The following is a 26,073-nucleotide window of genomic DNA, read 5'->3' on the forward strand; positions in this document are numbered from 1 at the left end:
ATTTTAATAAAATTTTTGCAATATCGGCTTTCGTATTAGATTAAATATTACATTTGCCACATTATAAATTATTATTACTATTACAATGCGTACAGGTACAGTTAAATTTTTCAATGAATCTAAAGGTTACGGATTCATTACAGACGAAGAAACAGGAAAAGACATTTTTGTTCATGCATCAGGAATCAACGCGGAAGAACTTCGTGAAGGTGACAGAGTAAGCTATGAAGAAGAAGAAGGAAGAAAAGGAAAAGTTGCTGCGAAAGTAGCAGTAATCTAAGCATAAAAATTCATTTTTATTGGCTAAGAAGGATTAAAGCGTCCCGAAGTAATTCGGGACGCTTTTTTGTTTTATAGCCTACTTGAATATTGGAATGTTTTTCCGAAAACGATATTGTATTTCCTTTTGCTAAATTTTTGCATTTAACTTGTGTTTTAAAGACACGAAGCCTATCTTTGTGGCTTATTTAGACTAAACCAATATTATTTATGCAATCAAGTCAATTAGATTATTTACCTATACTAATGCAAATGCTATTAGCTGTAGGATTTGTTGTGGCAATAATTATTATTTCTGGAAAATTAGGCCCAAAAAGATCCTCAAAAATCAAAGATACCAATTTTGAATGTGGGATTGAATCTATCGGGAATGCTAGAATTCCCTTTTCTGTTAAATTTTTTGTGGTAGCCATTCTTTTTGTACTATTTGATATTGAAGTCGTTTTTCTTTATCCCTGGGCTGTCAATTTCAAAGAATTAGGATTAGAAGGAATGATTAAGATGGTCGTTTTTATGGCTTTGTTGTTGATTGGATTTTTCTATATCATCAAAAAGAAAGCATTAGACTGGGAATAAAAATCAATTTGAAATTTAGAAATTACGAATTCTATTTTCTAAATATATTTACTAAAAACATCTTAGATTTTAAATTGTGAACTCATAATTCATAATTCATAATTCATAATTTTAAAAAAATGAGTGATTCAAATATAAAAATGGTTGCCCCTCCTGAAGGCGTTTCTGGCGAAGGTTTTTTTGCTACTACGCTAAATGATGTTGTAGGATTGGCTCGTGCTAATTCGCTTTGGCCATTGCCTTTTGCCACTTCTTGTTGTGGTATCGAATTTATGGCTACAATGGCATCTCATTATGATTTAGCGCGTTTTGGTTCTGAGCGTGTGAGTTTTTCTCCACGTCAAGCCGATATGTTGTTGGTTATGGGAACCATTTCCAAAAAAATGGGGCCAATCTTGCGTCAAGTTTACGAACAAATGGCAGAACCAAGATGGGTAATTGCTGTTGGAGCTTGTGCTTCATCTGGTGGTGTTTTTGATACCTATTCTGTTTTGCAAGGAATAGATAAAGTAATCCCAGTTGACGTTTACGTTCCGGGTTGTCCGCCAAGACCAGAACAAATTGTGGACGGTGTAATGAGATTGCAAGAATTAGTAAAAAGTGAATCGGTAAGACGAAGAAGTTCTCCTGAATATCAGGAATTACTAGCTTCTTATAACATAAAATAAGAAAATGAGTTTAGAATCGACAACCGTTCAAGATAAATTAGTGGAAACATTTGGAGAAAGTGTTTTCCAATTCAATCAGGAAAAAGATGTTTTTTCATTTGAAGTAGCAGCAGACAAAATTACTGCAGTAGTTCTTTTCTTGAAAAATGACCCTACATTGCGTTTTCATTTCCTAACCGATATTTGCGGTGTTCATTATCCGGATAATGCTGTCGAAAGACAATTCGCAGTAGTCTATCATATGCATAACTGGTATGAAAACAAACGTATTAAAATAAAAGCTTTTATCAATGGAGAAACACCAGAAATAAAATCTTTGACAACCATATTTCCAGGTGCCAATTGGATGGAAAGAGAAACTTATGATTTTTATGGAATCATTTTTACGGGTCATCCGCAGTTGAAACGTATTTTAAATATGGATGAAATGGTATCGCATCCAATGCGAAAAGAATTCCCGATGGAAGATGGAGGAAGAACTGATAAAGACGACCGTTTCTTCGGAAGAACAGCTTTTAATGGATAATTAACAATTAACAATTGATAATTAAATCAATTATCAATTATCAATTTTTTATGTCAGAACTATTATTACCACCAGAGCATAGATATGCTAAAATAATTCAAGAGCGTCATAACGAAGACGGAAGCGAACTTTCAATTCTGAATTTAGGACCAACGCACCCAGCGACTCACGGTATTTTTCAAAATATCTTGTTGATGGATGGCGAGAAAATTATAGAAGCAGAGCCAACCGTTGGATATATCCACAGAGCTTTTGAGAAAATCGCCGAAAACCGTCCTTTTTATCAAATCACTCCACTAACAGACCGAATGAACTATTGTTCGTCTCCTATCAATAATATGGGATGGTGGATGACATTGGAAAAATTATTGGATATTGAAGTTCCGAAAAGAGTACAATACCTGAGAGTTATTGTGATGGAATTGGCTAGAATTACAGACCACTTGATTTGTAATTCGATTCTTGGTGTAGATACAGGAGCTTATACTGGTTTCTTGTATGTTTTTCAGTTCAGAGAGAAAGTCTATGAAATCTACGAAGAAATTTGTGGAGCTCGTTTAACTACTAATATGGGAAGATTAGGCGGTTTCGAAAGAGATTGGTCACCAGAAGCTTTCCGTAAATTAGATGTGTTTTTGAAAGATTTTCCAGTGGCTTGGAAAGAATTTGAAAACTTATTCGAAAGAAATAGAATTTTTATTGACAGAACCGTAAATGTAGGTCCAATTACAGCCGAAATGGCAATGGCTTACGGATTTACAGGTCCAAATTTACGTGCTGCCGGTGTAGATTATGATGTTCGTGTGGCGCATCCTTACTCTTCTTATGAAGATTTCGATTTCATAGTGCCTGTTGGGAAATCAGGAGATACTTACGACCGTTTTTGTGTTCGTAATGCCGAAATTTGGGAAAGCTTGAGCATCATTCGTCAAGCATTAGACAAAATGCCTGAAGGAAATGTATATCACGCTGATGTTCCTGAATATTATTTGCCTCCAAAAGAAGACGTTTATCACGATATGGAATCTTTGATTTACCACTTCAAGATTGTAATGGGAGAAATTCCTGTTCCAGTTGCCGAAGTCTATCACGCTGTGGAAGGCGGAAATGGAGAAGTAGGTTTTTATCTAGTAACCGATGGAAGTAGAACTCCTTATAGATTACACTTCCGCAGACCTTGTTTTATTTATTACCAAGCTTATCCTGAAATGATAAAAGGCGCAATGCTTTCGGATGCGATTGTGATTTTATCCAGTTTAAATGTTATTGCAGGAGAATTAGACGCTTAAAAAAGATTGCAGAATACAGATTTTAGAATGCAGATTGAAAAATCTAAATCTAAATCTAAATCTAAAATATAGAATGGAAAGAACAGATTACAAACAAGAAATAAATATGACTGAAGCATTGATGACTCGCATCAATGAATTAATCAGTCATTATCCCGAAGGGAAACAAAAATCGGCTTTATTGCCTGTTTTACACGAAGTTCAGGATGCACACGAGAACTGGTTAAGCATTGAATTGCAAGACAAAGTAGCCGAAATTCTTTCGATAAAACCTGTCGAAGTCTATGAGGTAGTTTCCTTTTATACAATGTTCAACAGACGACCAATTGGTAAATATATGTTTGAATTTTGTCAAACTTCGCCTTGTTGTTTGAATGGTGTTGAAGATTTAATGGACTATACCTGCGAAAAATTAGGCGTTGGAATTGGCGAAACTACTCCAGACGGACTTTTTGAAGTAAGAGGCGTAGAATGTTTGGGCGCTTGTGGTTATGCTCCAATGATGCAATTGGGTGATTTTTACAAAGAACACTTGACCAAAGAAAAAGTAGATCAGATCATTGCTGATTGTAGAGATAATAAAATTACGTTACACGATAAATAATATGTCACAAAAAATATTATTAGACAAAGTAAATATTCCGGGAATCAAGACCTACGAAGTGTATCGCCAAAATGGTGGTTATGCTTCAGTAGAAAAAGCCTTGAAAACGTTAACTCCAGACGAAGTGGTTGAAGAAGTGAAAACTTCTGGATTACGTGGTCGTGGTGGTGCAGGTTTCCCAGCAGGAATGAAATGGAGTTTTATTGATAAAAAATCAGGAAAACCAAGACATTTGGTTTGCAACGCTGACGAATCAGAGCCGGGAACTTTCAAAGACAGATATTTGATGGAATTTATTCCTCATTTATTAATTGAAGGAATGATTACTTCCAGCTATGCTTTGGGTGCGAACCTATCTTACATTTACATTCGTGGTGAATATATGTGGGTGTACAAAATTTTGGAACGTGCCATTGCCGAAGCAAAAGCTGCGGGCTGGTTAGGAAAAAATATATTAGGAACCGGATACGATTTGGAACTATATGTTCAAATTGGTGGCGGAGCCTACATCTGTGGAGAAGAAACCGCATTAATCGAATCATTGGAAGGAAAAAGAGGAAATCCTCGTATCAAACCACCATTTCCGGCAGTTTCCGGACTTTGGGCAAATCCAACAGTGGTCAACAATGTAGAAACGATTGCTGCAGTGCCTTGGATTATAAACAATTCAGGTGCTGATTATGCCAAAATTGGTGTGGGAAGATCAACAGGAACCAAATTAATTTCGGCTTCAGGACACATCAAAAACCCGGGAGTTTATGAAATTGAAATGGGATTGAGCGTTTACGAGTTTATGAATTCTGATGAATATTTGGGCGGAATGAGTTCAGACAGACCTTTAAAAGCGTTTGTTCCTGGAGGAAGTTCAGTTCCAGTTTTACCAGCTCATTTAATTTATAAAACAGCCAATGGCGACGACCGTTTGATGACTTACGAAAGTTTGAGCGACGGTGGTTTTGCAACGGGTTCAATGTTGGGTTCAGGAGGATTTATTGTTTACAACGACACATCTTGTATTGTTAGAAACACTTGGAATTTCTCCCGTTTTTACCACCACGAATCTTGCGGACAATGTTCACCTTGTCGTGAAGGAACCGGTTGGATGGAAAAAGTATTGCATAGAATAGAAAACGGTCACGGTCGTGAAGAAGATATCGATTTGCTTTTAAGCATTCAAAGTAAAATTGAAGGAAACACGATTTGTCCTTTGGGTGATGCAGCAGCTTGGCCAGTGGCAGCAGCCATTCGTCACTTTAGAGAGGAGTTTGAATACCATATCCGTTTCCCAGAAAAAATAAAAAACAGAGATCATTTTGTTGCCGAACCTTTTGAAAGTGTAAAGCATTTAGTTTCTAAAGTAACGGTATAATAGGCAAATAATGAAAAGAAATATTCAAATTATATTGTTTTTATTGCTCATAAATTTGTCATTTACTTCAAAAGTAAGTGCTCAAATTGCAATTGATAATATTGAAGAACTTTCTAAAATTAAAGGGGGAACTACATACGTTGCAATGAAAGACCCTAATGCCGAAAAATCTAAAGAATATGTAGAAATATTTAAAAATAACTGGACTTATACTAAACTTGAATTTATTAAATATACAGATATCACCAAATATATTGCTCCTGGGAATTCTTTTTTGACCCTATCTGGATATGTTACAGATGTACAAATGATGAGTTTGTATAACAATGGAATACGTCCGGGTATTGATTACTCTCACACTCACATCTTTCTACAACTTTGGACTGTGGACGATAATTACTTTAAGAAAAACAAAGAGTTTAACGATAAAGATAGAATTCAAATCGCTCGTTTGGAATTATATACAGATTTTGAAACCATTGTAAGACCAAGCAATCTCTATCAAAATGATTATGATGCTGATAATCATATTCGCAATTGGGGACCAGGAATTCTTAAAAATCACATTCAAAATCTGAATACTTATTTGAACACTGGAAAGAAAAAAAGCTTGTTTTCAGACATCTTAAACGAAAAGGAAATAAAAAAATTAGCTAGTGAAACATTGTATATACCAGATTATATTCTAGTTAAATTCAATAAATTTACTGGTGACGAATCAGCTAAATTAAAAGAAGAAGAGCTTTTAGAAGATTATAAATTCAAATATAAAATGCTATCTACAAAAGAATTGAATGATAAAATTTTAAGTGACACAAAAGGATTTTATTATTTACAATATATAAAAAGTAGCACCAATAAATACATTAGCGTAATAAATTCATTAACAGGTGAAATAATATATTCTATATATGTGCCTGTATCATACAATCTTAAATCCGATGATTTGAAAGATTTGTCAAAAATAATTCAAAAAATTAATTAACTATTTTCAACATAATGAAAGTAACAATAGACGGTCACGAGATAGAAGTAGAACCAGGAACAACAATCCTGCAAGCAGCCAGAATGATTGGAGGAGAAGTAGTTCCGCCAGCGATGTGCTATTATTCTAAGCTAAAGGGCAGCGGTGGAAAATGCCGAGCTTGTTTGGTAGAAGTAGCCAAAGGAAGTGAAGCCGACCCAAGACCAATGCCTAAATTAATGGCATCTTGTGTAACAAGTTGTCAGGATGGAATGGAAGTAAACAGCAAATCTTCACCAAGAGTACAAGAAACAAGAAAAGCAGTGACGGAATTCTTGCTGATTAATCACCCTTTGGATTGTCCAGTTTGTGACCAAGCGGGAGAATGCGATTTGCAGAACTTGAGTTTCGAACACGGAAAATCAGAATCTCGTTATATTGAAGAAAAAAGAACGTTCGAACCCGAAAATATTGGCCCGAATATTCAATTGCATATGAATCGTTGTATTCTGTGCTACCGTTGTGTAATGGTTGCGGATCAATTGACAGACAACCGAGTACACGGAGTGATGGATAGAGGCGATCATTCGAATATTTCGACTTGTATTTCTAAAGCGATTGACAACGAGTTTTCAGGAAATATGATTGATGTTTGTCCTGTTGGTGCTTTGACCGACAAAACTTTTAGATTCAAATCGAGAGTTTGGTTCAACAAACCATTTAATGCTCACAGAGAATGCACCACTCCAGGATGTTGCGGAAAAACAACTGTTTGGATGTTTGGAAACGAAATTCAGAGAGTTACAGGAAGAAAAGACGAATACCACGAGGTAGAAGATTTCATTTGCAATACTTGTCGTTTTGACAAAAAAGAGGTTTCGGATTGGGTAATTGAAGGGCCAAGAGAATTTGAAAAAGATTCGGTTATCAACCAGAATAATTATACTCAAAAATTAGAAAAAGTGATCATCAACACCGAAGAAACGATTCTTAAAGGAAGAGAACAAGATCGAAAAAAAATAAGTATGGCAGAGATTGATTACAACGAAAAAATAGACGGTAACCCATTAAACGCAAAGAACAATGGATAGTACATTTATTATAGAAAAAAGTGTTGTAATTCTGGTTGTATTTGGTGTAACCATGCTTATGGCGATGTATTCTACTTGGGCAGAACGAAAAGTTGCGGCTTATCTTCAGGATAGAGTTGGTCCTAATCGTGCGGGTTGGGGAGGTTTGTTTCAGCCGCTTGCCGATGGATTAAAATTGTTTGCTAAAGAAGAATTTGCTCCAAACACACCCAACCAATTTTTATTTAGAGTGGGTCCTGGTATTGCTATGGCAACTGCCTTGATGACTAGTGCTGTAATTCCTTGGGGAGATCGATTGCATCTTTTTGGTAGAGATATTTTGCTACAAGCTACGGATATTAATGTTGGTATTTTATATATTTTCGGTATAGTATCTGTTGGAGTTTATGGAATCATGATTGGAGGTTGGGCTTCTAACAATAAATTTTCATTGATTGGTGCTATTCGTGCAGCCTCTCAAATGGTTTCTTATGAAGTTGCCATGGGATTGTCAATCGTTGCCTTGTTGATGATGACTGGAACATTGAGTTTAAAAGAAATTTCAGAACAACAAGCTGGAATGAATTGGAATGTTTTCTATCAACCTATTTCTTTTTTGATCTTCTTGATTTGTGCTTTTGCCGAAACCAATAGAACTCCTTTTGATTTGGCAGAATGCGAAACCGAATTGATTGGCGGATATCACACCGAATATTCGTCTATGAGAATGGGGTTTTATTTATTTGCTGAATATGCCAATATGTTTATTTCATCTACTATTTTGGCTGTTTTATTCTTTGGAGGATATAATTATCCAGGAATGAGTTGGGTTGCTGAAAATTGGGGAGTGAATCTTGCTAATATCATAGGAATTGGAGCCTTGTTTGTAAAATTATGTGGATTCATATTCTTTTATATGTGGGTTCGTTGGACGATTCCAAGATTTAGATACGATCAATTGATGCATTTGGGTTGGAGAATATTAATTCCACTATCGATTATCAATATCATGATTACTGGAGTTGTAATTTTGAGAGGAGAAATCTTTGCTTATCTTGGATGGTAATTAGATATCAAAGCTTCAAAAAATAAATTTAGAAATTGATTTTAATTTCGGTTTTCAAATCGCAAATCTAAAATCGTAAATCATAAATTATAAATGTCAATACAAGAAATATCACTTTCCGGCAGAAAAAAGCTAGTCTCAAATAAGGAGATGACTTTTTTAGAGAAAATGTATCTTATAGCTATATTAAAAGGCTTAGGGATTACTATTAAGCACTTTTTTAGAAAAAAGGCTACCATTAATTATCCTGAACAGGTGCGCGAATTTAGTCCTGTTTATCGTGGTCGTCATATGTTGAAACGCGATGAACAAGGTCGTGAGAACTGTACGGCTTGTGGTTTATGTGCGTTGTCATGTCCTGCCGAAGCCATTACGATGAAGGCCGCTGAACGCAAAGCCGATGAAAAACATTTGTACCGCGAAGAAAAATACGCTTCGATTTATGAAATCAATATGTTGCGTTGTATTTTTTGTGGTTTGTGTGAAGAAGCTTGTCCAAAAGATGCCATTTATTTAACAATTTCAAAAGAATTGGTTCCTGCAAATTATGATAGAGAAGATTTTATTTTTGGAAAAGATAAATTGGTCATGCCTTTAGAAATGGCTATTAAAAATACTCAACTTAAAAACAGTAATTAATGATACAGATTCCAGACATAGCAAATGCAACTCCAATACAAATTTTATTTTGTGTGTTGTCTGTTATTACATTGGCTACGGCATTTTTGACTATTTATAGCAAAAAACCAATGCACAATGCCATCTATTTAGTAATTTGTTTTACTTCAATTTCAGGACATTATTTATTGTTGAATGCTCAGTTTTTGGCATTGGTGAACTTAATTGTTTACATCGGTGCGATTATGATTTTGATGTTGTTTACCATTATGTTGATGAATTTGAACAAAGAAAATGAAGTACATAAACCCCGAATTACTAGACTTGGTGCTATTGTGGTGTTTTGCTTGATGTGCTTGGTTTTGATTGCAATGTTCATGAATTCGAAACCTATTGCCGATGGAAGTTATGATGTAACAGGCGAAGACTATCAATCTATACAAGTATTGGGTAAATTGTTGCTTAATGAATATATGGTACCTTTTGAATTTGCTTCGGTATTGCTTTTAGTGGCAATGATTGGTGCGGTTTTATTGTCTAAAAAAGAAAAAATAGAGAAATAATATGGATAATATTTTAAACCAAATTGGTATAGAAAATTATATCTTCCTGAGCGTTATACTTTTTTGTATTGGTGTTTTTGGAGTTTTATACAGACGAAATGCTATTGTTGTATTTATGTCAATCGAAATTATGTTGAACGCAATCAACCTTTTGTTTGCAGCCTTTTCGACTTATCATCAAGATGCACAAGGCCAAATTTTTGTGTTTTTCTCTATGGCTGTTGCTGCTGCAGAGGTTGCCATTGGATTGGCAATTTTAGTGTCGATTTTCCGTAATATGGGAACAATTGATGTTGGAAATTTAAAAAACTTAAAAGGATAATCATCAATGGATACAAATTTAGTTTTAGTCTTACTATTAGCTCCTTTTTTAGGGTTTTTATTTAATGTTTTTCTGGGTAAAAAAGCAGGAAAAAACGTTGTTGGAATTGTGGGAACACTTTCGGTTGCGGTTTCTTTTGTCATCACTTTATATTTATTTGCAAATGCAAGTCAAGAACCAGTTGTTATTAATTTATTCGATTGGATTTCGATTCAAAGATTCGATATAAGTTTTGGTTTCCTTATTGACCAATTGTCTATTCTTTGGTTGTTGTTTGTAACTGGAATTGGGTCGCTGATTCATTTGTATTCTATCAGTTATATGCACGATGACGAAAAAATGCATTCGTTTTTCGCTTATCTGAATCTGTTTATTTTCTTTATGATTGCACTTGTAATCGGAAGCAATTTATTGATGATGTTCATTGGTTGGGAAGGAGTAGGTCTTTGCTCTTACTTATTGATTGGATTTTGGTATAAAAATCAAAACTTTAATGATGCTGCCAAAAAAGCATTCATTATGAACCGAATTGGAGATTTAGGATTTTTAATCGGGATATTTATCGTTGGTTCGTTGTTTAATACTTTAGATTTTACCAGTTTAAGAACTACAATAGAATCTGCAAAGGATGTTAGTGATTTATGGATTGCTATAGCTGCTTTAGCTTTATTTATTGGAGCAACTGGAAAATCAGCGCAGCTTCCTTTATATACTTGGTTGCCTGATGCAATGGCTGGACCAACGCCAGTTTCGGCATTGATTCACGCTGCAACAATGGTAACAGCTGGTATTTTTATGCTTACTAGATTGAACTTTTTGTTTGATATGGCGCCAAGCGTTCAAAATATTATTGCTATTGTCGGAGCTTGTACTGCTTTGGTGGCTGCAACGATTGCTTTGGTTCAAAACGATATCAAGAAAGTTTTGGCTTATTCTACCGTTTCACAATTAGGGTTAATGTTCTTGGCTTTAGGATTGGGTGCTTATGAAGTAGCCGTTTTCCACGTAATCACTCACGCTTTCTTCAAAGCTTGTTTGTTCTTAGGTTCAGGATCTGTAATTCATGGTTTGCATGGTGAACAGGATATGCGCAAAATGGGTGGTTTGAAAAAAGCGATGCCAATCACTTTCATCACGATGTTAATTGCTTCATTAGCCATTGCTGGAATATTTCCATTAGCAGGATTTTGGTCGAAAGACGAAATTTTGATGACAGCTTTCAATCATAGTAATAACAAAGCTTTGTGGGTAGTTGGTTCTATCGCCTCTATAATGACAGCTTTCTATATGTTTAGATTAATTTATCTAACTTTCTTCAACTCGTTTAGAGGAACCGAAGAACAAAAACATCATTTGCACGAAAGCCCAAGTTTAATTACAGTGCCATTAATAATTTTGGCAATATTGTCTTTTGTTGGTGGAGCCATTAGTTTGCCTGGTCACAGCTGGTTAAACGACTATTTAGCGCCATTATTTACAAAAGTAGCTCACGAAGAACACACATTAGGAAGTACAGAATATATGTTGATGGCGATAGCCACAATCGGAGCCCTAATTGGAATCGGAATTGCCTACAAAAAATATTTGAAAGACAATACCATTCCAAGTGAAGATGCTGAAATCACAGGTCTTTCAAAAGTGTTATACAACAAATATTATGTTGACGAAATTTATGATTCAGTTTTTGTAAAACCAATTAATCTGTTGTCTGATTTGTTTAGAGAACATGTAGAAAAATCACTTTCAGCATTGGTTTTCGGATTAGGAAAAGTGACTAACGAAATAGCGATTCAAGGGAAAAAAGCACACAACGGAAGTGTTGGGTTTTATTTATTTGCTTTTGTTATAGGCGTTATTGTCATACTAACTTATTTATTTTTACAACAATTTTTTATATAATGGATGTAACTACACTATTAATTATTCTTTTGCTTGGCGCATTTGCAACTTATTTTTCGGGCGATAAATGGGCTCCAAAAGTAGCTTTACTTTTTAGCTTGACCGCTTTTGCTGGTGCAATTTGTTTGTTAAGTCAATACAATTTAGGAAACGAAATAAGCTACTCCAAACTTTGGATAGCCAAACCCAAAATCTATTTTGCTTTACAAGCTGATGGATTGGCGCTTGCCATGGTATTGCTGACAACAGCTTTGACACCAATAATCATTTTCTCTTCTTTTGGGAATACGTATAAAAATTCGAAAGCATTTTATGCCTTAATCGTATTTATGAGCTTTGCAATGTCAGGAACATTCTTAGCATCTGATGGGCTTTTGTATTATATTTTTTGGGAGCTATCACTAATTCCTATCTATTTTATAGCCTTGATTTGGGGTAATGGAGATGCTGAGGAGCGCAAAAAAGCAGTGGTGAAATTCTTTATTTACACACTGGCTGGTTCGTTATTTATGCTAATTGCCTTTGTTTATTTGTTCCAAAAAGCAGGAAGCTTTTTAATAAGTGATTTAACTGCGCTAAACCTTTCTTCATCTGAGCAATTTTGGATATTTATGGCTTTTTTCTTGGCTTATGCCATTAAAATTCCATTGATTCCTTTTCACACTTGGCAGGCAAAAGTGTATCAAAAAGCACCAACCGTTGGCACAATGTTGCTAGCAGGAATTATGCTAAAAATGGGATTGTATAGCGTTATTCGTTGGCAATTACCAATAGCTCCTTTGGCTGCAAAAGAATATATGTATGTATTTATCGGCCTTGGAATTGCAGGAGTAATTTATGGTTCAATAGTCGCTTTGAAACAAAAAGACTTGAAAAAATTATTGGCTTATTCCTCTATGGCTCACGTTGGATTGATTGCTGCTGGAGCTTACACATTAACATTAGACGGATTGCGAGGTGCCGTATTGCAAATGATTGCACACGGATTTGTGGTAGTAGGATTATTTTTTGTAGCGGAAATTATTTTTAGAAGATATGAAACTAGAAAAATTGCTGAAATGGGAGGTATTCGTGCTCAATCGCCTAAATTCACATCGATGTTTATGATTTTGGTTTTAGCATCGGTTGCTTTGCCATCTACATTTAACTTTGTTGGAGAATTTACCGTTTTATATAGCCTTTCTCAAGTGAATGTTTGGTTTGCTATTTTGGGCGGAACCACCATCATTTTAGGAGCTTATTATATGTTGAAAATGTTTCAACACATAATGTTGGGCGAAACCAACGCCAAATTATTTGCTGATGTAACCTTTAATGAAGGTTTAGCATTAGTAGTTGTTATTGCTGTTTTGTTCTTCTTTGGTTTGTATCCAAAACCAATTATGGAACTAATAACTCCAAGTTTGGAAAATATTTTAACTCAAATAAATAGATTTAACTAAGTCAAATAAAAAATGAATACATTAATAGCTATAACAGGATTGGGTATTTTATGCCTTTTATTTGAAATTTTAAATTTTAGAAAAGCCATTATTCCAGTTACAATTATCGGTTTATTGGCCGTTCTTGGATTAACCTATTTGGGATATAATGCACCAACAAGTTATTATAACAATATGATTGTGGTTAGTAAATTTTCTTCTGTTTTTACAGGATTGTTTACCGTTCTCACTGTTTTCTTGATAGCCTTGTCTCACGATTTCTATGAAGATCATCAAACCAAAATTTCTGATTTTATCGCCATAAAAATATTTATGCTAGCTGGAGCAGTTGCTATGGTTTCTTTCGGAAACTTAGCTATGTTCTTTCTTGGAATTGAAGTTTTGTCTATTTCATTATATATTTTGGCAGCAAGCAACCGTTTGAATGTAAAAAGTAACGAAGCGGGAATGAAATATTTCTTGATGGGCTCTTTTGCTTCCGGAATTATATTGTTTGGAATTTGTTTTATCTACGGTGCAATGGGTTCTTTTGATGTTGCCGAAATTACTGAATGGTCGCGTTCTGCCGAATTGCCAGTTTGGTTCCCAATAGGAATTTCATTGGTTACCATCGGAATGTTTTTCAAAATTGCAGCCGTTCCTTTTCACTTTTGGGCTCCAGATGTTTACGAAGGTTCGCCAACTTTGACTACTACTACAATGAGTACTTTGGTAAAAGTGGTTGCCATTGCTACTTTGTATAAATTGCTAACAGCGATGAATGCTGACCTTTCTGATGCTTATATTAATATTATTATAGTAATTTCAATAGCATCGATGACCGTTGGAAATATAATGGCTTTGAAACAAAACAATGTGAAACGAATGTTGGCTTTTTCTGGAATTTCACACGCTGGTTTTATGTTGATGACTTTGTTGAGTATTAGCAACTCGGCTAGTAGTTTAGTGTATTATACAACGGCTTATTCATTGTCTGGAATTGCTGCTTTTGCCGTGATTTTATACGTTTGCAAAAATAAAGACAACGAAGATATTAGCAACTTCAACGGATTAGGAAAAAACAATCCATTGATGGCGGCAATCCTAGCAGCTTCTTTACTTTCGATGGCGGGAATTCCAATCTTTGCTGGATTTTTTGCCAAATTATTTTTGTTCAATCAAGTAATTGAAGCAGGGTATTTGGTAGTTGTAATTGCAGCAGTAATCAACTCTATCATCAGTGTTGGATATTATTTCAAATTAATCTTGGCGATGTACAACAAAGAGCCGAATGAAGAAGCAGCGAAAACGCCGTTCGTGTTTTATGCCGTGGCTGTCGTGGCGATTCTTTTGAATATTGCTTTAGGTTTATTTCCATCCGTAGTGTTGGATTTATTGGGATAAAAGTCAGTAGGACTGCAAAATAACTTAACCGCAGATTCGCAGATTTTTAAATTTATCAAAATCTGCGAATCTGCGGTTTTTTTAAATATAGGACAATAAACCATTTTGCCCAAAAGCGTGATGTTTTTTGTCTCATAATACAACTAAAATATGTTTTTTAATTCATTAGCCTTTGCTGTTTTTCTACCAATAGTTTTTCTGTTGTATTGGTTTGTTTTCGGCAAAACCAAAAGCATGCAAAATGCATTTTTGGTGGTGGTGAGTTATTATTTTTATTCTTGTTGGGATTGGCGTTTCTTGTTCTTGTTGATTTTCTCGACGCTTTTATGCTATTTCACCGGAATTCAAATCGAAAAAAACACTCAAAAAGCCCGTAAATTTTGGTTTTGGCTGAGTATCATCCTCAATTTGGGCTTTCTGGGAATATTCAAATACTATAATTTTTTCGCTTCTTCTTTATCGGAAGCCCTGAACAACATTGGGTTGCAATCCAGTCCGCTTTTGCTGGACGTGATTCTGCCTGTTGGAATTTCTTTCTATACATTTCACGGACTGTCCTATGTCATCGACATTTATTACAAAAGAATCCAGTCCGAAAAAAACGTGGTGGATTATGCCTTGTTCGTGAGTTACTTTCCGCTTTTGGTGGCTGGTCCCATCGAAAGAGCCACGCATCTTTTGCCTGAAATAAAAGTAAAAAGAACCTTCAATTTCGAAAAAGCCAAAGAAGGCGTTTACCAAATCATTTGGGGCTTGGTCAAAAAAGTGGTCATTGCCGATACTTGTGCGACTTATGCCAATGCCGTTTTTGACAATTACAGTTCAATGAATTCCTTGTCGTTAATTTTGGGTGCGGTGTATTTTGCATTCCAGATTTATGGCGATTTCTCGGGTTATTCGGATATGGCTTTGGGAATGTCAAAATTGTTTGGTTTAGACTTATTGCGCAATTTCAATTATCCTTATTTTTCTAGAGATATTGCCGAATTTTGGCGTCGTTGGCACATTTCGTTATCCTCTTGGTTTCGAGATTATTTGTACATTCCGTTGGGCGGAAGCCGTGGCAGCAAAATCAAACAAGTGCGCAACGTATTCATCATATTTGTTGTGAGCGGTTTTTGGCACGGAGCCAATTGGACTTTTGTGGCCTGGGGATTCATTAATGCAATGTATTTCTTGCCTTCATTGTTGTTAGGAACCAACCGAAACAATATGGAAACAGCCGAATTGCATTGGGATTTCAATTCGATAAAAGTGTTTTTTAGCATTTTGGCCACTTTTACTTTGGCTTGTGTGGCCTGGATATTTTTCAGGGCAAATACAATCCACATCGCTTTTGATTACATTGGTAAAATTTTCACCGACGGAACTTTCGCATCGCAATTCCTGCCCAACCAACGTTACAGCTACGAATTACTTTTACTCGTTTTAGCTTTTGTATTGGTCGAATGGAACAGCCGTTACAAAATTGAACCCATTTCTGGAAAATACAGTTGGCTCAAAATGACGTTGTGCATTTTGGCGATTATCGCTTTAGGAACCTATGCCGATTATAAAGAATTTATTTATTTCCAATTCTAATGAAGAAGTTTATATCATTAATCGCCAAAATTTCACTCACGATTCTAGTGCTTTTAGTGGTGCTGGACTGGGTTTACACGAGCGTTTATCTACATTCTTCGAATCGTGGAAAAGTGGAAAAGGTTTTCAATTCCAAAGACGGAAATTATGATGTGGTGATTTTGGGTTCATCGAGAGCCAACAACCATTTTGTGCCTGAACTTTTTGAAAAGAAAGGACTGAAAACCTTCAATTATGGAATGAGTGGTGCCCATTTATTCGAAGCTTCGCTAATGCTAAAATTGATGGCAGAACGCCAGTACAAAATCAAAACCGTGATTCTGGAAGCTGATTTGGGTCTTTGCAACGAAAAAGAATCCGATATGATTGCGGCAAAATTCCTGCCCTACATCCATCATTCCGAAGTAATCAAAAACCATTTTTCGAAGCTGGAAAACTTCAATGAGTTGTATTATATTCCTTTCTACCGTTATATCGATTTTGACGCGCTGATTGGTTTCCGGGAAATGTACAATACCGCAACGGACAAACCGACGAATATTTTGGACAATCTGGGTTATCATCCTTTGGGCCACAAACCTGGCAATATGAAGAACGACATCAGGGCTTTGAAACCCATTCGCAATAAATACTACGAAGAAATCAAGCAAATTTGCAAACAGAATAATTACAACTTAATTACCGTAATGACGCCAATGTGCACGAATGTAAAAGGTTTGGATTACTTTGAAAAAGCCAACAAAATCTACCCCGAAATTCACAATCTGGTAAACGTCGTGCAAGGTGACCAATACTTTTCTTCCTGCGGCCATATGAATGATGCGGGTGCTCGGCTATTTACGGAGATAGTTATCAATAAGTTTTTTGAAAAGAAATAAATAAATTGGAACGCTGATGATACGGATGTTCCGCAGATAAAACTGATTTATTATTTAATTTGGAAATTTAGCAGTTCTTTTGGCTCAATTTCTAAAGCGTTAGCAATTTTAACGAGAGTTTTTATTGTAGTGTTCATTTCAGCTCTTTCGATTCTCCCTATAGTAGTCTTTGGCAAATCACATATATCAGCTAAATTTTGTTGAGATAGATTTTTTCTTTCTCTTATTTGCCGGATGTGTCTTCCTAAATTTATTAAAAAATTTGCCCCTGAAATCATAATCAAAGGTCAAAAACAAATAAAAACAACTTGGACGCGTAAAAGCGACCATTTTTCTTAAATTTGAATAATATTTTCCTCAAATGTGGAAAGCCGTAAAGGAAAGTAGTTTAGAATGTTTACTATTGTTGAATTATTAATCTAAATGAAAATGAAAAAAATTATATTAAAGATTAAAAACTCCCTTTTTTCTTCGAATTTGGAAAGAGAAAAGCAAAACACAAATGATCTAAAAACAGTTTGTAAAGATGAAAATAATAAAGAATTTACACAAGAAATAAAGAATGAGCAGGAGGTGTTTGAACTAGACAAAGGGTATTCAAAGAAAGAAAGAGAACGAGGTTTTGATGAAGTATACAACGCTCGTTTAAGTGGAAATTTAGATGAAATGCTACAAGTTTCTGATTTGAAAACTACTCTTATCAATAGACATTTTTTACTCCAAGGAATAATTTCACAAACTTATAAATTACGAAATGCTGAACGTTTTAATAATCTTTGCATAGAATACTGTGAAAAGCACTTAAGCGAATTACCAATACTTATGGAGGCTTTACAAAATGAATATGGCGAATTGCCAAGAATTTTAGTTTTTCAAATTTATTCAACGGTTCTTACAGAAATTGGAGAATATGAAAAAGCAATAAATATTTGCGAAATGGCTATTTCTTTTGGTTTAGATGATGGAACTAAAGGTGGTTATTTAGGAAGAATTGCTAAGATTAAGAAGAAAATAAAAATTAAAAGCTAACTAAAATAAGGATGCTTAACGCTTATGCCCTTTTAATTACTAAACTAAAATACAAAATGAAAAAAATACTATTATTTGCTTTGATAACATTTACTTTAGGTTGTTCAAAAGATGAAACAGTCATTTCCGATAACAAAATGGAATCTGACTTTGTAATTGAGATTTCTCAAAGCAGACAAAAACGTTCTGATAATGAGTTTCAAATTGGATGGTCAGATTGGGAAAAAGAGGAGTCTAAAATTATTTGGAATGCTAAAAAGAAAGAATTAACTATTGTATATTTTGATGGACAAATTGACATAATCCAAAACTGTAATGCGGAGAGCAATAAAGTATCTGCAAAAATAGAAGACATAAAAGGTGATGGAATAGATGATTGGATTGAAAACCCAACGGAAATCGTATTTGATTTCAATAACGATGATTTGATAAGATCAAATATGGAATTTGATTCACAACACGATACTAATGGTAATGGGATATTGATAGTTAGCAGAATTACATCAGATGTAGAACTTAGAGTAAAAAAGTAATTGAATGATTATTTTAATTTAATCAAAAAACAGCTTTCTAAGTAACTGATGTATATTGTCCCAAATATTTCATAAAATTTTGAAACAAAAAATATGTATAAAGATAGAGAAACAAATTTTCAAGAACATTCAATTTTTCTTTCAGAAATTGCCAAAAGCATTTTAGAGGGGGATTTAAAAATACTTTCAATACCAGGTGTAAGTGAAATAATCGCTCTATATTTATTAATTCCATACATAACAAACGATCAACTTGACACAGGAATGCACTTAAAAATTCCACAACTTGATTTAAATGAGGAATTTATTAATGGTGTTAATTTGCAGAATTTACGAAATGCTCTCAGTCACTCTTTTGTAAGTGTTGAAGAAAGTACCGAAAAAGGTATTGGACGCATAATAATAGATGATAGATCTCAAATGAATAGAAAAAATCACGATGAACAGGAAAGTAAAACAAAAGGTGTTTTTATTGATATAATAAAAGCAAATGAGAAACTACAAGAATTGCACAATAAAGTAATAAATACAATACCGTAAAGGATCACAATCTCTTAATTCCCTCAACCCGAAATCTCGGATTTAGATAAATTATCTCGTTAACGCTAGCGCGGAATTGCATTCCGTGCCCACCAACACAATCAAAATATCATAATTTCCTCAATCACAATATATTCCCTAAAAAAATAATTTATCTAAAATAATTTTATACATTTGAAAATAAGTAGCATTCAAATTATGAAAACGAAAAACGAAAATTCTAACAATCTTGCCACTCCAGGCAAACCAATGTCTCAAAAGAAACTGGCTTCTTTGATAAAAGAGGCTGAGGAAGGAGAATTTTTAACATTAGATGAGTTCAAAATTAGATTCGATAAATGGAGATTACAAAGAAAAAAGTAGTCAAATCCGTTTATTATTATAAAGATATTCAAGATATTTTTGAATATGGAGAAGCAACCTTCGGTGAAAAAGCTGCATTGTCATTTTTTGATGAACTATTAATGGACACTCAAAATCTCGAATCGCGATATTTACTTCATCCTGAATGTCACCATCTGGAGACAAAAACCAAGAAATACCGAAATATAATTTTTGGTTCCTACCTCATCATTTACAGAATTACACCCACCAGAATTGAAGTTTTGAGAGCTTTTCACGGTAGTCGTTCTCCAAAATCCATCAAAGAATCAAGAAATATTAAAGTTGATTAATTTTTTCGACAGTACCTCAAATTAATTCTTCATCCTCACGACTATTATCGGCTATTCTGTTATTTTTACAAATTAAAATATTGAAATGGCAAACAACACCGAAAACACAAAAACAATCCGTTGGGGCATCTTGGGATGTGGCGACGTTACTGAACTAAAAAGTGGCCCAGCCTACCAAAAAACTCAAGGTTTCAAAATTGAAGCCGTGATGCGAAGAGATGCCGAAAAAGCGGCCAACTATGCCAAAAGACATCACATCGACAAGTATTATTCGGATGCCGATGCCTTAATCAACGATCCCGAAATTGATGCCATTTACATTGCCACTCCGCCGGACACGCATCATTTTTATGGTTTGAAAGTGGCGTTGGTGGGAAAAATTTGCTGTATCGAAAAACCATTGGCACCAAGTTATACCGAAAGTCTCGAAATATACGAAGCTTTTAAAACCAAGAACATTCCTTTGTTCACAGCTTATTACAGACGAACTTTACCTCGTTTCGAACAAATAAAAGCTTGGCTTGACGAGAATAAAATTGGCGAAGTGCGTTCTATTCGATGGAATTTGACCAAATCGGCTTCTGAACAAGATTTGTCGGGAAAATACAATTGGCGTACCGATGCCAAAGTAGCTCCTGGTGGTTATTTTGATGATTTGGCGAGTCACGGTTTGGACTTGTTCACTTTCCTTTTGGGAGATATCAAAGAGGTTTCGGGTTATAGTTTGAACCAACAAGGATTGTATTCGGCCAAGGATGCCATCACCGCTTGCTGGCTTCACGAATCGGGCGTTACAGGAAATGGCAATTGGAATTTTGGAAGCCAAAAACGTGAAGATATTGTTGAAATTGCTGGAACCAAAGGCAAAATCAATTTTTCCATTTTCGAAAATGATGCCATCATCCTTTCCAATGACGAAGGCGAAACGGAATTGTTTATCGAACATCCCGAAAACGTGCAATTGCATCACGTGGAACGAATTAGAGAACATCTTTTGGGTAATAGCGAACATCCATCTGCCGATTTTTCGGCGGTAAAGACTAGTTGGGTGATGGATAAAATTCTTGGTAATTTATAAACACAAAAAAAAACAGCTCCAAAATGAAGCTGCTTTGATTAAAAATTTTGATATAACTATTTGTTATCGAAAGATTTTATAAATGACTTATCATCATAATTTATCACAAATGTGTATCCATCAGACTTAATGTTAGACAAATCAAAACTTTTTGATATCTTTTGATCTTTCAACAATCCACTATCATAAACTTCGTTATCTTCGTGGTCATAAATTTTAATAGTTGCTGAAGATTTTTGAGAATTAATGAAGCTTACTGTTAACAGTCCGTCTTTTTCTATGAAAACTGGTTTGTATATATCTGAAATAGCGGTTTCTGATAGCACAGCTGTTGACCCAACGACTGAAATTTTGTATCTAGAAATTTTCAATTCAGATTCAGCTTCTAAATAGTAAGTCCCTTCAGGTAAATCTTTCAAATCATATGTTCTATTAATAACTTTCTGAGAAGCTACATTTTCTGAATGGATTAATCTATTTTTTACATCATAAATAGACAGATCCATTTTTTTTGCATCATTTAGCACAATAGTTATAATTCTTCCTTCTTCTTTTTTTACACCTAGCGAAAAATCAATATCACTAGCATGTACGTTCATAGTTAATAATGCTACTCCCAACACTAAACTAAATTTAAATAAATTTTTCATAATTTTAATTTTTAGGTTTATAATGATTTATTTGAAGCAAAGATATTGTAGAGATGTGATGCGAAATAGCACTTTCTTTTCATATTTGTGTGATATATTACCTTTTACGAAAACGAAATAGGTTAAAATTGGTAATCATGTGTTAATTTGGGTTAATTTTGTACTCATTCTAAATAACAGCATTATGAAAAACATACTCCCAGCATTAGAAATTATAGAACCATCCTTCGGAAGTTCCTTTTCTTTAACTAAATATGTAGATAATGATTATAGTACAGCAACCTTCTGGCATTACCATCCCGAAATACAATTAATATATGTAAATGGAGGTTCTTGCAAGCGCCAAGTAGGTAGCCATATTTCTTATTACACCAATGGAGCTCTTATTCTTGTTGGAAGTAATTTGCCTCATTGTGGTTTTACCGATGAGAATACAGGTAACACAAAAGAAACAGTGGTTCATTTTAGACCCGATTTTTTGGGAGAGCATTTTTTTGAAATTGCTGAAATGAAAAAAATCAAACAACTTTTTGAAAGAGCCAAAGCAGGTATTGCTTTTATTGGCGAAACCAAAAAAAGAATTGGAAGTAAATTAGAAACGATGGCAGATCAAATGCCTTTTGAAAGATTGCTGACATTGCTTTCTATTTTAAGCGAACTTGAAGAAGCCACAGAATTCAAGGTTTTGAATGCCGAAGGATTCTCGATGGATTTACAAATGCAGGACAATGACAAAATCAACACTATATTTAATTATGTGAAAAATAATTTTCAAGAACAAATTACGCTCGAAGAAGTAGCCGATTTGGTCAGTATGACGGTGCCGTCTTTGTGTCGCTATTTCAAAAAGATAACTCGAAAAACGTTTACCAAGTTTGTTAATGAATACCGTTTGGTTCACGCGTCAAAGCTGTTGGCCGAAAAACCCATTAGTATTACCGAAGTTTGTTTCGAAAGCGGATTCAATAATTTTAGTTATTTCAACAAATCATTTCAACAGTTTACAGGCAAAAGCGCATCACAATATCGCAAAGAACATCGTTCGGTTTTAGTATAATTCTAATGGAATTAATTCAAATTAAAACCCCTTAAAATAATTTCGTTTTAAGGGGTTTTCTATTAAATAGACATTTTTAAATTATTCTTTTAATCTTCTAGAGTTTAATTCCACAGTAATTTCGTCCATCTTTTTTTGGTTAAGCGGATATAAAAACATAAATCCTGCTGCGATAATGGTTATAATGGCAGGAACCCAACTCATTAGCATAATTATGCCTGGAATCGAACCGTTTATTGATGCTGTATCTTGGCCATTGTAGTGAAAAGCACCTAATATTAAACCAATAATAGCTCCGGCAATTCCACCTCCAAATTTTGTAGCAAATGATCCCGCCGAATAAATAAGTCCAGTGGCTCTTCGTCCGTTTTTGAATTCAGAATAATCGGCTGCATCTCCAAGCATAACGAAAAATAGGGTAGGAAACATAGCAGCAGCAAATTCAGATGCCATTCCAAGTCCAAAAATAGCCTCAATATTGGTTGGTCCACAAAAAACTAGTAAAGCATTTACTGCTCCAGAAAACAATAACGAATAAATGAATAAATTACGTTTGCCAAATTTCTTTCCTAAAGGAGCTGTAGCCAATGCACCAGCTATTGAAACTATCATTAAACCAATCAAAAAAGAGGCTGATAACAATTGATTGTTTAAATAATGGGTAAAATAGATAATTACAATTCCTTGTTTTATCGAATTATAAACATTGAATAATAATCCAACAAACATCAATACAACCCAAGGTTTGTTTGTAATTAATTCCTTCAAATCTTGTTTTAAATTGTTTTCTTGAGTTTTTGGTGGTTGAACCCTTTCTTTTGTGGTGTAAAATGTGACGAACATAAAGAACGTTAAAAAGACCGACATCAAATACATCGAGTTGCTATAACCCCGATTTTGATCAATGATAGAAATAGAACTTTCGTTGATATTAGGCTCTCCCTCAACAATAAATGAATATTTTTTATCGGCTTCCATAGAAAAACTTTTTCTATTGGTTGGCTCATTTTTATCAGGACTTAAAGTGGAGTCGTTGTAAGCAAATGTTGCAAAACCGTTTTCGGTTTTGATAGTAGCATTTTGTACATTATTTGAAGTAAAAACCACAACATTGAATTTTTTGTCTGCCAATTGATTCACTTCGATAGATGGATTCACATTTCCGTAATAAGCAACCAAAAAGAGTAAGGCTCCTTGCACGATCATTCCGCCACCAAAAGCTCCAGCCATTCTAAAAGAGCCTAAACTAGTTCTCTCTTTGTCATCACCCGTCATTACAGCCATTAAAGCTCCGTAGGGAATGTTGTTTACGGTGTAAATTAGAGTAAAAAAGATATAGGTTAAGTAGGCATATAATAATTTTCCCGAAGATCCAAAGTCAGGATTTGTAAATAATAAGGCAAGAATTACACCCAAAGGAATGGCAGACCATAAAATCCAAGGACGAAATTTTCCATATTTGGAGGTGGTTCTGTCTGCAATTATTCCCATCAAAACATCGGCAATTCCGTCGCTAAAACGAGCGACTAACATTAAAACACCTACAACTACGGGACTTAATCCTAAAACATCGGTATAATAAATAAATAAAAAGGTAGCAACTCCTCTCCAAGCAATATTGGCAGCGCCGTCTCCTAATGCATATCCTATTTTTTCTTTTAACGATATTTTATTATTCATATTCAAAATGGTTTTGGTTGGTTTTTAAATTAATTTTATTGGTTAATAGTATTGATTGCGTTTACAAGAAAAGCTAGTGGAGCATTCCAGTTAATGGCAATTTCATTGGTAGAATAACTGCATTCCATATCTAAATAGGAAAGTGCTGGAAAGTTTGATTTATAGTTACTTTCTCCACAATCTGATCGAGCTGCTGTTGTAGGGCCACCCACTAAAAGACCTGGAATTGGAGTCTCGATTTTATCGGCTGAAGAGCGTCGGTCGTGAATATGTTTTGGACTATTTTCTCCAAAACTAGTTACAAAACACATATTTAATGGATTGGATCCTAATATATAATGCAAGCAATCTTCGGCGGTTTTTAAATATTTTTTATCACCAGAAATTTTATAGGCGTGCAGTAATAATAGACTTTGATTAGCTAAATCGCTATTGCTTCCCCAAGAAAAAGAATTCATCGAAATTCGGAATGGAGAGACTTGGTTTGCCTGACATAATTGATCAGCCGTTTTTAATAAATTTTGTTTGACCAACTCTATTTTGTCTTTTATTTTACTGTCCGGTACTTTGTCAGTAGAGGCAATTAATGAAAAAGCACCAAGCGATTCGACTTGTGACCAAGTTGGAGTTGTTATTTTTAAATTAGTAGGCAAATCATTCAAATAATCCGCATTTTTAGTAGAAAGATACAATTCGATTGCAGCCCAATATTTTTCATCTTCTATTTTATTGTCGCCATATTCGCCAGTTGAAATATCCTTTGGTTGCACATACAATACATTTGGATTTTTTTGCGCCCAATTCCAAGCATTTTTCGATGCAACCAAACATGAATTGGCAAAATTGGGATCCATCTTAAAAAAAATGCGATTGGCTTTTGCCATTACGGCAGCAAAATCTAAAGTCGCTGCGGTAGATTTCATCACTACAAATCGTTCGAGTTTGTCGTCCTCGGGCATCACCATTCCGCAAAAATATTTGGAGGTCAATTTGTGGTAAACTCCACCGTCATTAGGATCTTGCATGGTTAGCATCCAACGCAAGTTTACCAATGTTTCATCTAAAAGGTCAGGAACTTGATTGGAATTTTCTGGAATTTTCAATTTCAAGGTTTTGCAATATTCAGGAAACAATTCGTAAAGTTGAAGTAAAGTATGAACCGTAATCCCAGAATTCACGATATATTTATTGTAATCTCCAGCATCATACCAACCCCTTGGTGAAAAAATGGTAGTTCCTTCGGGTCTTTTATCAGTAGCAGCCGAAGCGTGAATAAATACAATGTTGTCAGGATGACCTAATGGACGAGCGTAAATTCCAGCATATTTTTCTAATACAGGTTCTGATGCACGAGCCAAATAAAAGGCTTCAAGCGATTTTGTTCCTAAAGCCTCATAAACCGAATTGTCAATAGTAATTGTTTTGGAAGAATTCCCCACAACAATAGAGTATTTACCCGGTTTTTGAATACTCGAAAAATCAGCAATACCCACATTTGTGCCAGAAGGTTCCCAATATTTTGGACTGGAAATTTCGCCTTTAAAAACTATTTCTTGGTTTGAATTATTAATTATTTTAAAGTTTCGTTCTTCGGAATCACTGATAAAAGCTCTTTTTTCGGAATTGGGTTTAAATCCAAGCTGATTTACTAAAATGGTTAGCCCTTTGTTTTCTTGCTGAGAAAACACACTAATTGTAACCAGTAAAACCAATGTCGAAAGGAGAGTTTTCATGT

At 34.7% G+C, this 26,073-nt stretch carries 29 protein-coding genes; 25 read left to right on the top strand and 4 right to left on the bottom strand.

The window, feature by feature from the left end; translation table 11 throughout:
• Nucleotides 1–85: 85 nt before the first annotated feature.
• The 18 genes from C3L50_RS05795 (at nucleotide 86) to C3L50_RS05880 (ending at nucleotide 17,097) form a co-directional block, all read left to right on the top strand.
• Nucleotides 86–280, top strand: a complete 195-nt coding sequence (locus tag C3L50_RS05795) for a cold-shock protein (protein ID WP_007137066.1) — start codon at nucleotides 86–88, stop codon at nucleotides 278–280.
• 209 nt (nucleotides 281–489) lie between these two features.
• Entirely contained in the window at nucleotides 490–855 is a 366-nt protein-coding gene (locus C3L50_RS05800) for an NADH-quinone oxidoreductase subunit A (protein WP_103805221.1), read from the top strand.
• A 119-nt stretch (nucleotides 856–974) separates the two neighbouring features.
• Nucleotides 975–1,523, top strand: a complete 549-nt coding sequence (locus tag C3L50_RS05805) for an NADH-quinone oxidoreductase subunit B (protein ID WP_103805222.1) — start codon at nucleotides 975–977, stop codon at nucleotides 1,521–1,523.
• A gap of 4 nt (nucleotides 1,524–1,527) precedes the next feature.
• Nucleotides 1,528–2,049, top strand: coding sequence for an NADH-quinone oxidoreductase subunit C (locus C3L50_RS05810; protein WP_103805223.1), 522 nt, complete (start codon nucleotides 1,528–1,530; stop codon nucleotides 2,047–2,049).
• Between the two features lie 50 nt (nucleotides 2,050–2,099).
• Nucleotides 2,100–3,338 (top strand): NADH-quinone oxidoreductase subunit D, encoded by a 1,239-nt coding sequence (locus C3L50_RS05815; protein ID WP_103805224.1) that lies wholly within the window; start codon nucleotides 2,100–2,102, stop codon nucleotides 3,336–3,338.
• A 73-nt stretch (nucleotides 3,339–3,411) separates the two neighbouring features.
• Entirely contained in the window at nucleotides 3,412–3,942 is a 531-nt protein-coding gene (locus C3L50_RS05820; RefSeq protein WP_103805225.1) for a complex I 24 kDa subunit family protein, read from the top strand.
• Nucleotide 3,943: 1 nt separating this feature from the next.
• Entirely contained in the window at nucleotides 3,944–5,311 is a 1,368-nt protein-coding gene (gene nuoF / locus C3L50_RS05825; RefSeq protein ID WP_103805226.1) for an NADH-quinone oxidoreductase subunit NuoF, read from the top strand.
• A gap of 10 nt (nucleotides 5,312–5,321) precedes the next feature.
• Nucleotides 5,322–6,296, top strand: coding sequence for a hypothetical protein (locus C3L50_RS05830; RefSeq protein ID WP_103805227.1), 975 nt, complete (start codon nucleotides 5,322–5,324; stop codon nucleotides 6,294–6,296).
• A gap of 14 nt (nucleotides 6,297–6,310) precedes the next feature.
• A complete protein-coding gene (locus C3L50_RS05835) occupies nucleotides 6,311–7,366 on the top strand; it encodes a 2Fe-2S iron-sulfur cluster-binding protein (protein ID WP_103805228.1) in 1,056 nt (351 codons plus the stop codon).
• Nucleotides 7,359–8,411 carry an NADH-quinone oxidoreductase subunit NuoH gene (gene nuoH / locus C3L50_RS05840; RefSeq protein ID WP_103805229.1) on the top strand — a complete coding sequence of 351 codons (1,053 nt, stop codon included), beginning with the start codon at nucleotides 7,359–7,361 and terminating at the stop codon, nucleotides 8,409–8,411. The genes C3L50_RS05835 and nuoH overlap by 8 nt, the downstream gene beginning before the upstream one ends.
• A gap of 93 nt (nucleotides 8,412–8,504) precedes the next feature.
• A complete protein-coding gene (locus C3L50_RS05845; protein ID WP_103805230.1) occupies nucleotides 8,505–9,050 on the top strand; it encodes a NuoI/complex I 23 kDa subunit family protein in 546 nt (181 codons plus the stop codon).
• The gene (locus C3L50_RS05850) at nucleotides 9,050–9,592 is read left to right on the top strand and encodes an NADH-quinone oxidoreductase subunit J family protein (RefSeq protein WP_103805231.1); all 543 of its coding nucleotides are present in this window, start codon (nucleotides 9,050–9,052) and stop codon (nucleotides 9,590–9,592) included. The genes C3L50_RS05845 and C3L50_RS05850 overlap by 1 nt, the downstream gene beginning before the upstream one ends.
• Before the next feature lies 1 nt (nucleotide 9,593).
• Nucleotides 9,594–9,914 (top strand): NADH-quinone oxidoreductase subunit NuoK, encoded by a 321-nt coding sequence (gene nuoK / locus C3L50_RS05855; RefSeq protein WP_103805232.1) that lies wholly within the window; start codon nucleotides 9,594–9,596, stop codon nucleotides 9,912–9,914.
• 6 nt (nucleotides 9,915–9,920) lie between these two features.
• On the top strand, nucleotides 9,921–11,813 hold the full coding sequence (nuoL, locus tag C3L50_RS05860) for an NADH-quinone oxidoreductase subunit L (RefSeq protein ID WP_103805233.1): 1,893 nt from the start codon (nucleotides 9,921–9,923) through the stop codon (nucleotides 11,811–11,813).
• A complete protein-coding gene (locus tag C3L50_RS05865) occupies nucleotides 11,813–13,255 on the top strand; it encodes a complex I subunit 4 family protein (protein WP_103805234.1) in 1,443 nt (480 codons plus the stop codon). Before nuoL ends, C3L50_RS05865 begins: the two co-directional genes overlap by 1 nt.
• Before the next feature lie 12 nt (nucleotides 13,256–13,267).
• Nucleotides 13,268–14,638, top strand: coding sequence for an NADH-quinone oxidoreductase subunit N (locus C3L50_RS05870; protein ID WP_103805235.1), 1,371 nt, complete (start codon nucleotides 13,268–13,270; stop codon nucleotides 14,636–14,638).
• A gap of 150 nt (nucleotides 14,639–14,788) precedes the next feature.
• Complete coding sequence (locus C3L50_RS05875; protein WP_103805236.1) at nucleotides 14,789–16,219, top strand: MBOAT family O-acyltransferase; 1,431 nt, start codon at nucleotides 14,789–14,791, stop codon at nucleotides 16,217–16,219.
• Complete coding sequence (locus C3L50_RS05880) at nucleotides 16,219–17,097, top strand: hypothetical protein (protein WP_103805237.1); 879 nt, start codon at nucleotides 16,219–16,221, stop codon at nucleotides 17,095–17,097. Before C3L50_RS05875 ends, C3L50_RS05880 begins: the two co-directional genes overlap by 1 nt.
• 50 nt (nucleotides 17,098–17,147) lie before the next feature.
• On the opposite strand, the gene C3L50_RS05885 is transcribed toward C3L50_RS05880, so the two are convergent.
• Nucleotides 17,148–17,375 (bottom strand): helix-turn-helix domain-containing protein, encoded by a 228-nt coding sequence (locus tag C3L50_RS05885; RefSeq protein ID WP_103805238.1) that lies wholly within the window; start codon nucleotides 17,373–17,375, stop codon nucleotides 17,148–17,150.
• A 151-nt stretch (nucleotides 17,376–17,526) separates the two neighbouring features.
• Between C3L50_RS05885 and C3L50_RS05890 the strand changes: the two genes are divergently transcribed.
• From C3L50_RS05890 to C3L50_RS05910, 6 genes are all read left to right on the top strand, one after another.
• A complete protein-coding gene (locus C3L50_RS05890) occupies nucleotides 17,527–18,126 on the top strand; it encodes a hypothetical protein (protein WP_133158854.1) in 600 nt (199 codons plus the stop codon).
• Nucleotides 18,127–18,182: 56 nt separating this feature from the next.
• The gene (locus C3L50_RS05895; RefSeq protein WP_133158855.1) at nucleotides 18,183–18,659 is read left to right on the top strand and encodes a hypothetical protein; all 477 of its coding nucleotides are present in this window, start codon (nucleotides 18,183–18,185) and stop codon (nucleotides 18,657–18,659) included.
• Nucleotides 18,660–18,752: 93 nt separating this feature from the next.
• The gene (locus tag C3L50_RS05900; RefSeq protein WP_103805241.1) at nucleotides 18,753–19,199 is read left to right on the top strand and encodes a hypothetical protein; all 447 of its coding nucleotides are present in this window, start codon (nucleotides 18,753–18,755) and stop codon (nucleotides 19,197–19,199) included.
• Between the two features lie 198 nt (nucleotides 19,200–19,397).
• Nucleotides 19,398–19,562, top strand: coding sequence for a hypothetical protein (locus C3L50_RS16295; RefSeq protein ID WP_165783980.1), 165 nt, complete (start codon nucleotides 19,398–19,400; stop codon nucleotides 19,560–19,562).
• On the top strand, nucleotides 19,538–19,873 hold the full coding sequence (locus C3L50_RS05905; RefSeq protein ID WP_103805242.1) for a type II toxin-antitoxin system RelE/ParE family toxin: 336 nt from the start codon (nucleotides 19,538–19,540) through the stop codon (nucleotides 19,871–19,873). Before C3L50_RS16295 ends, C3L50_RS05905 begins: the two co-directional genes overlap by 25 nt.
• 85 nt (nucleotides 19,874–19,958) lie before the next feature.
• A complete protein-coding gene (locus tag C3L50_RS05910; protein ID WP_103805243.1) occupies nucleotides 19,959–20,951 on the top strand; it encodes a Gfo/Idh/MocA family protein in 993 nt (330 codons plus the stop codon).
• A gap of 56 nt (nucleotides 20,952–21,007) precedes the next feature.
• Here C3L50_RS05910 and C3L50_RS05915 read toward each other — a convergent pair whose 3' ends face one another.
• A complete protein-coding gene (locus C3L50_RS05915) occupies nucleotides 21,008–21,601 on the bottom strand; it encodes a hypothetical protein (RefSeq protein WP_103805244.1) in 594 nt (197 codons plus the stop codon).
• A 184-nt stretch (nucleotides 21,602–21,785) separates the two neighbouring features.
• Here C3L50_RS05915 and C3L50_RS05920 point away from each other — a divergent pair, with 184 nt between their 5' ends.
• Nucleotides 21,786–22,658 (top strand): AraC family transcriptional regulator, encoded by an 873-nt coding sequence (locus C3L50_RS05920; protein ID WP_103805245.1) that lies wholly within the window; start codon nucleotides 21,786–21,788, stop codon nucleotides 22,656–22,658.
• An 81-nt stretch (nucleotides 22,659–22,739) separates the two neighbouring features.
• On the opposite strand, the gene C3L50_RS05925 is transcribed toward C3L50_RS05920, so the two are convergent.
• Nucleotides 22,740–24,338 (bottom strand): MFS transporter, encoded by a 1,599-nt coding sequence (locus tag C3L50_RS05925; RefSeq protein WP_103805246.1) that lies wholly within the window; start codon nucleotides 24,336–24,338, stop codon nucleotides 22,740–22,742.
• A gap of 35 nt (nucleotides 24,339–24,373) precedes the next feature.
• Nucleotides 24,374–26,071 carry a glycoside hydrolase family 9 protein gene (locus tag C3L50_RS05930; RefSeq protein ID WP_103805247.1) on the bottom strand — a complete coding sequence of 566 codons (1,698 nt, stop codon included), beginning with the start codon at nucleotides 26,069–26,071 and terminating at the stop codon, nucleotides 24,374–24,376.
• Between the last annotated feature and the right edge of the window lie 2 nt (nucleotides 26,072–26,073).

Origin of the sequence: Flavobacterium alvei, from assembly GCF_002920895.1 — a bacterium.
GTDB classification, from domain to species: domain Bacteria; phylum Bacteroidota; class Bacteroidia; order Flavobacteriales; family Flavobacteriaceae; genus Flavobacterium; species Flavobacterium alvei.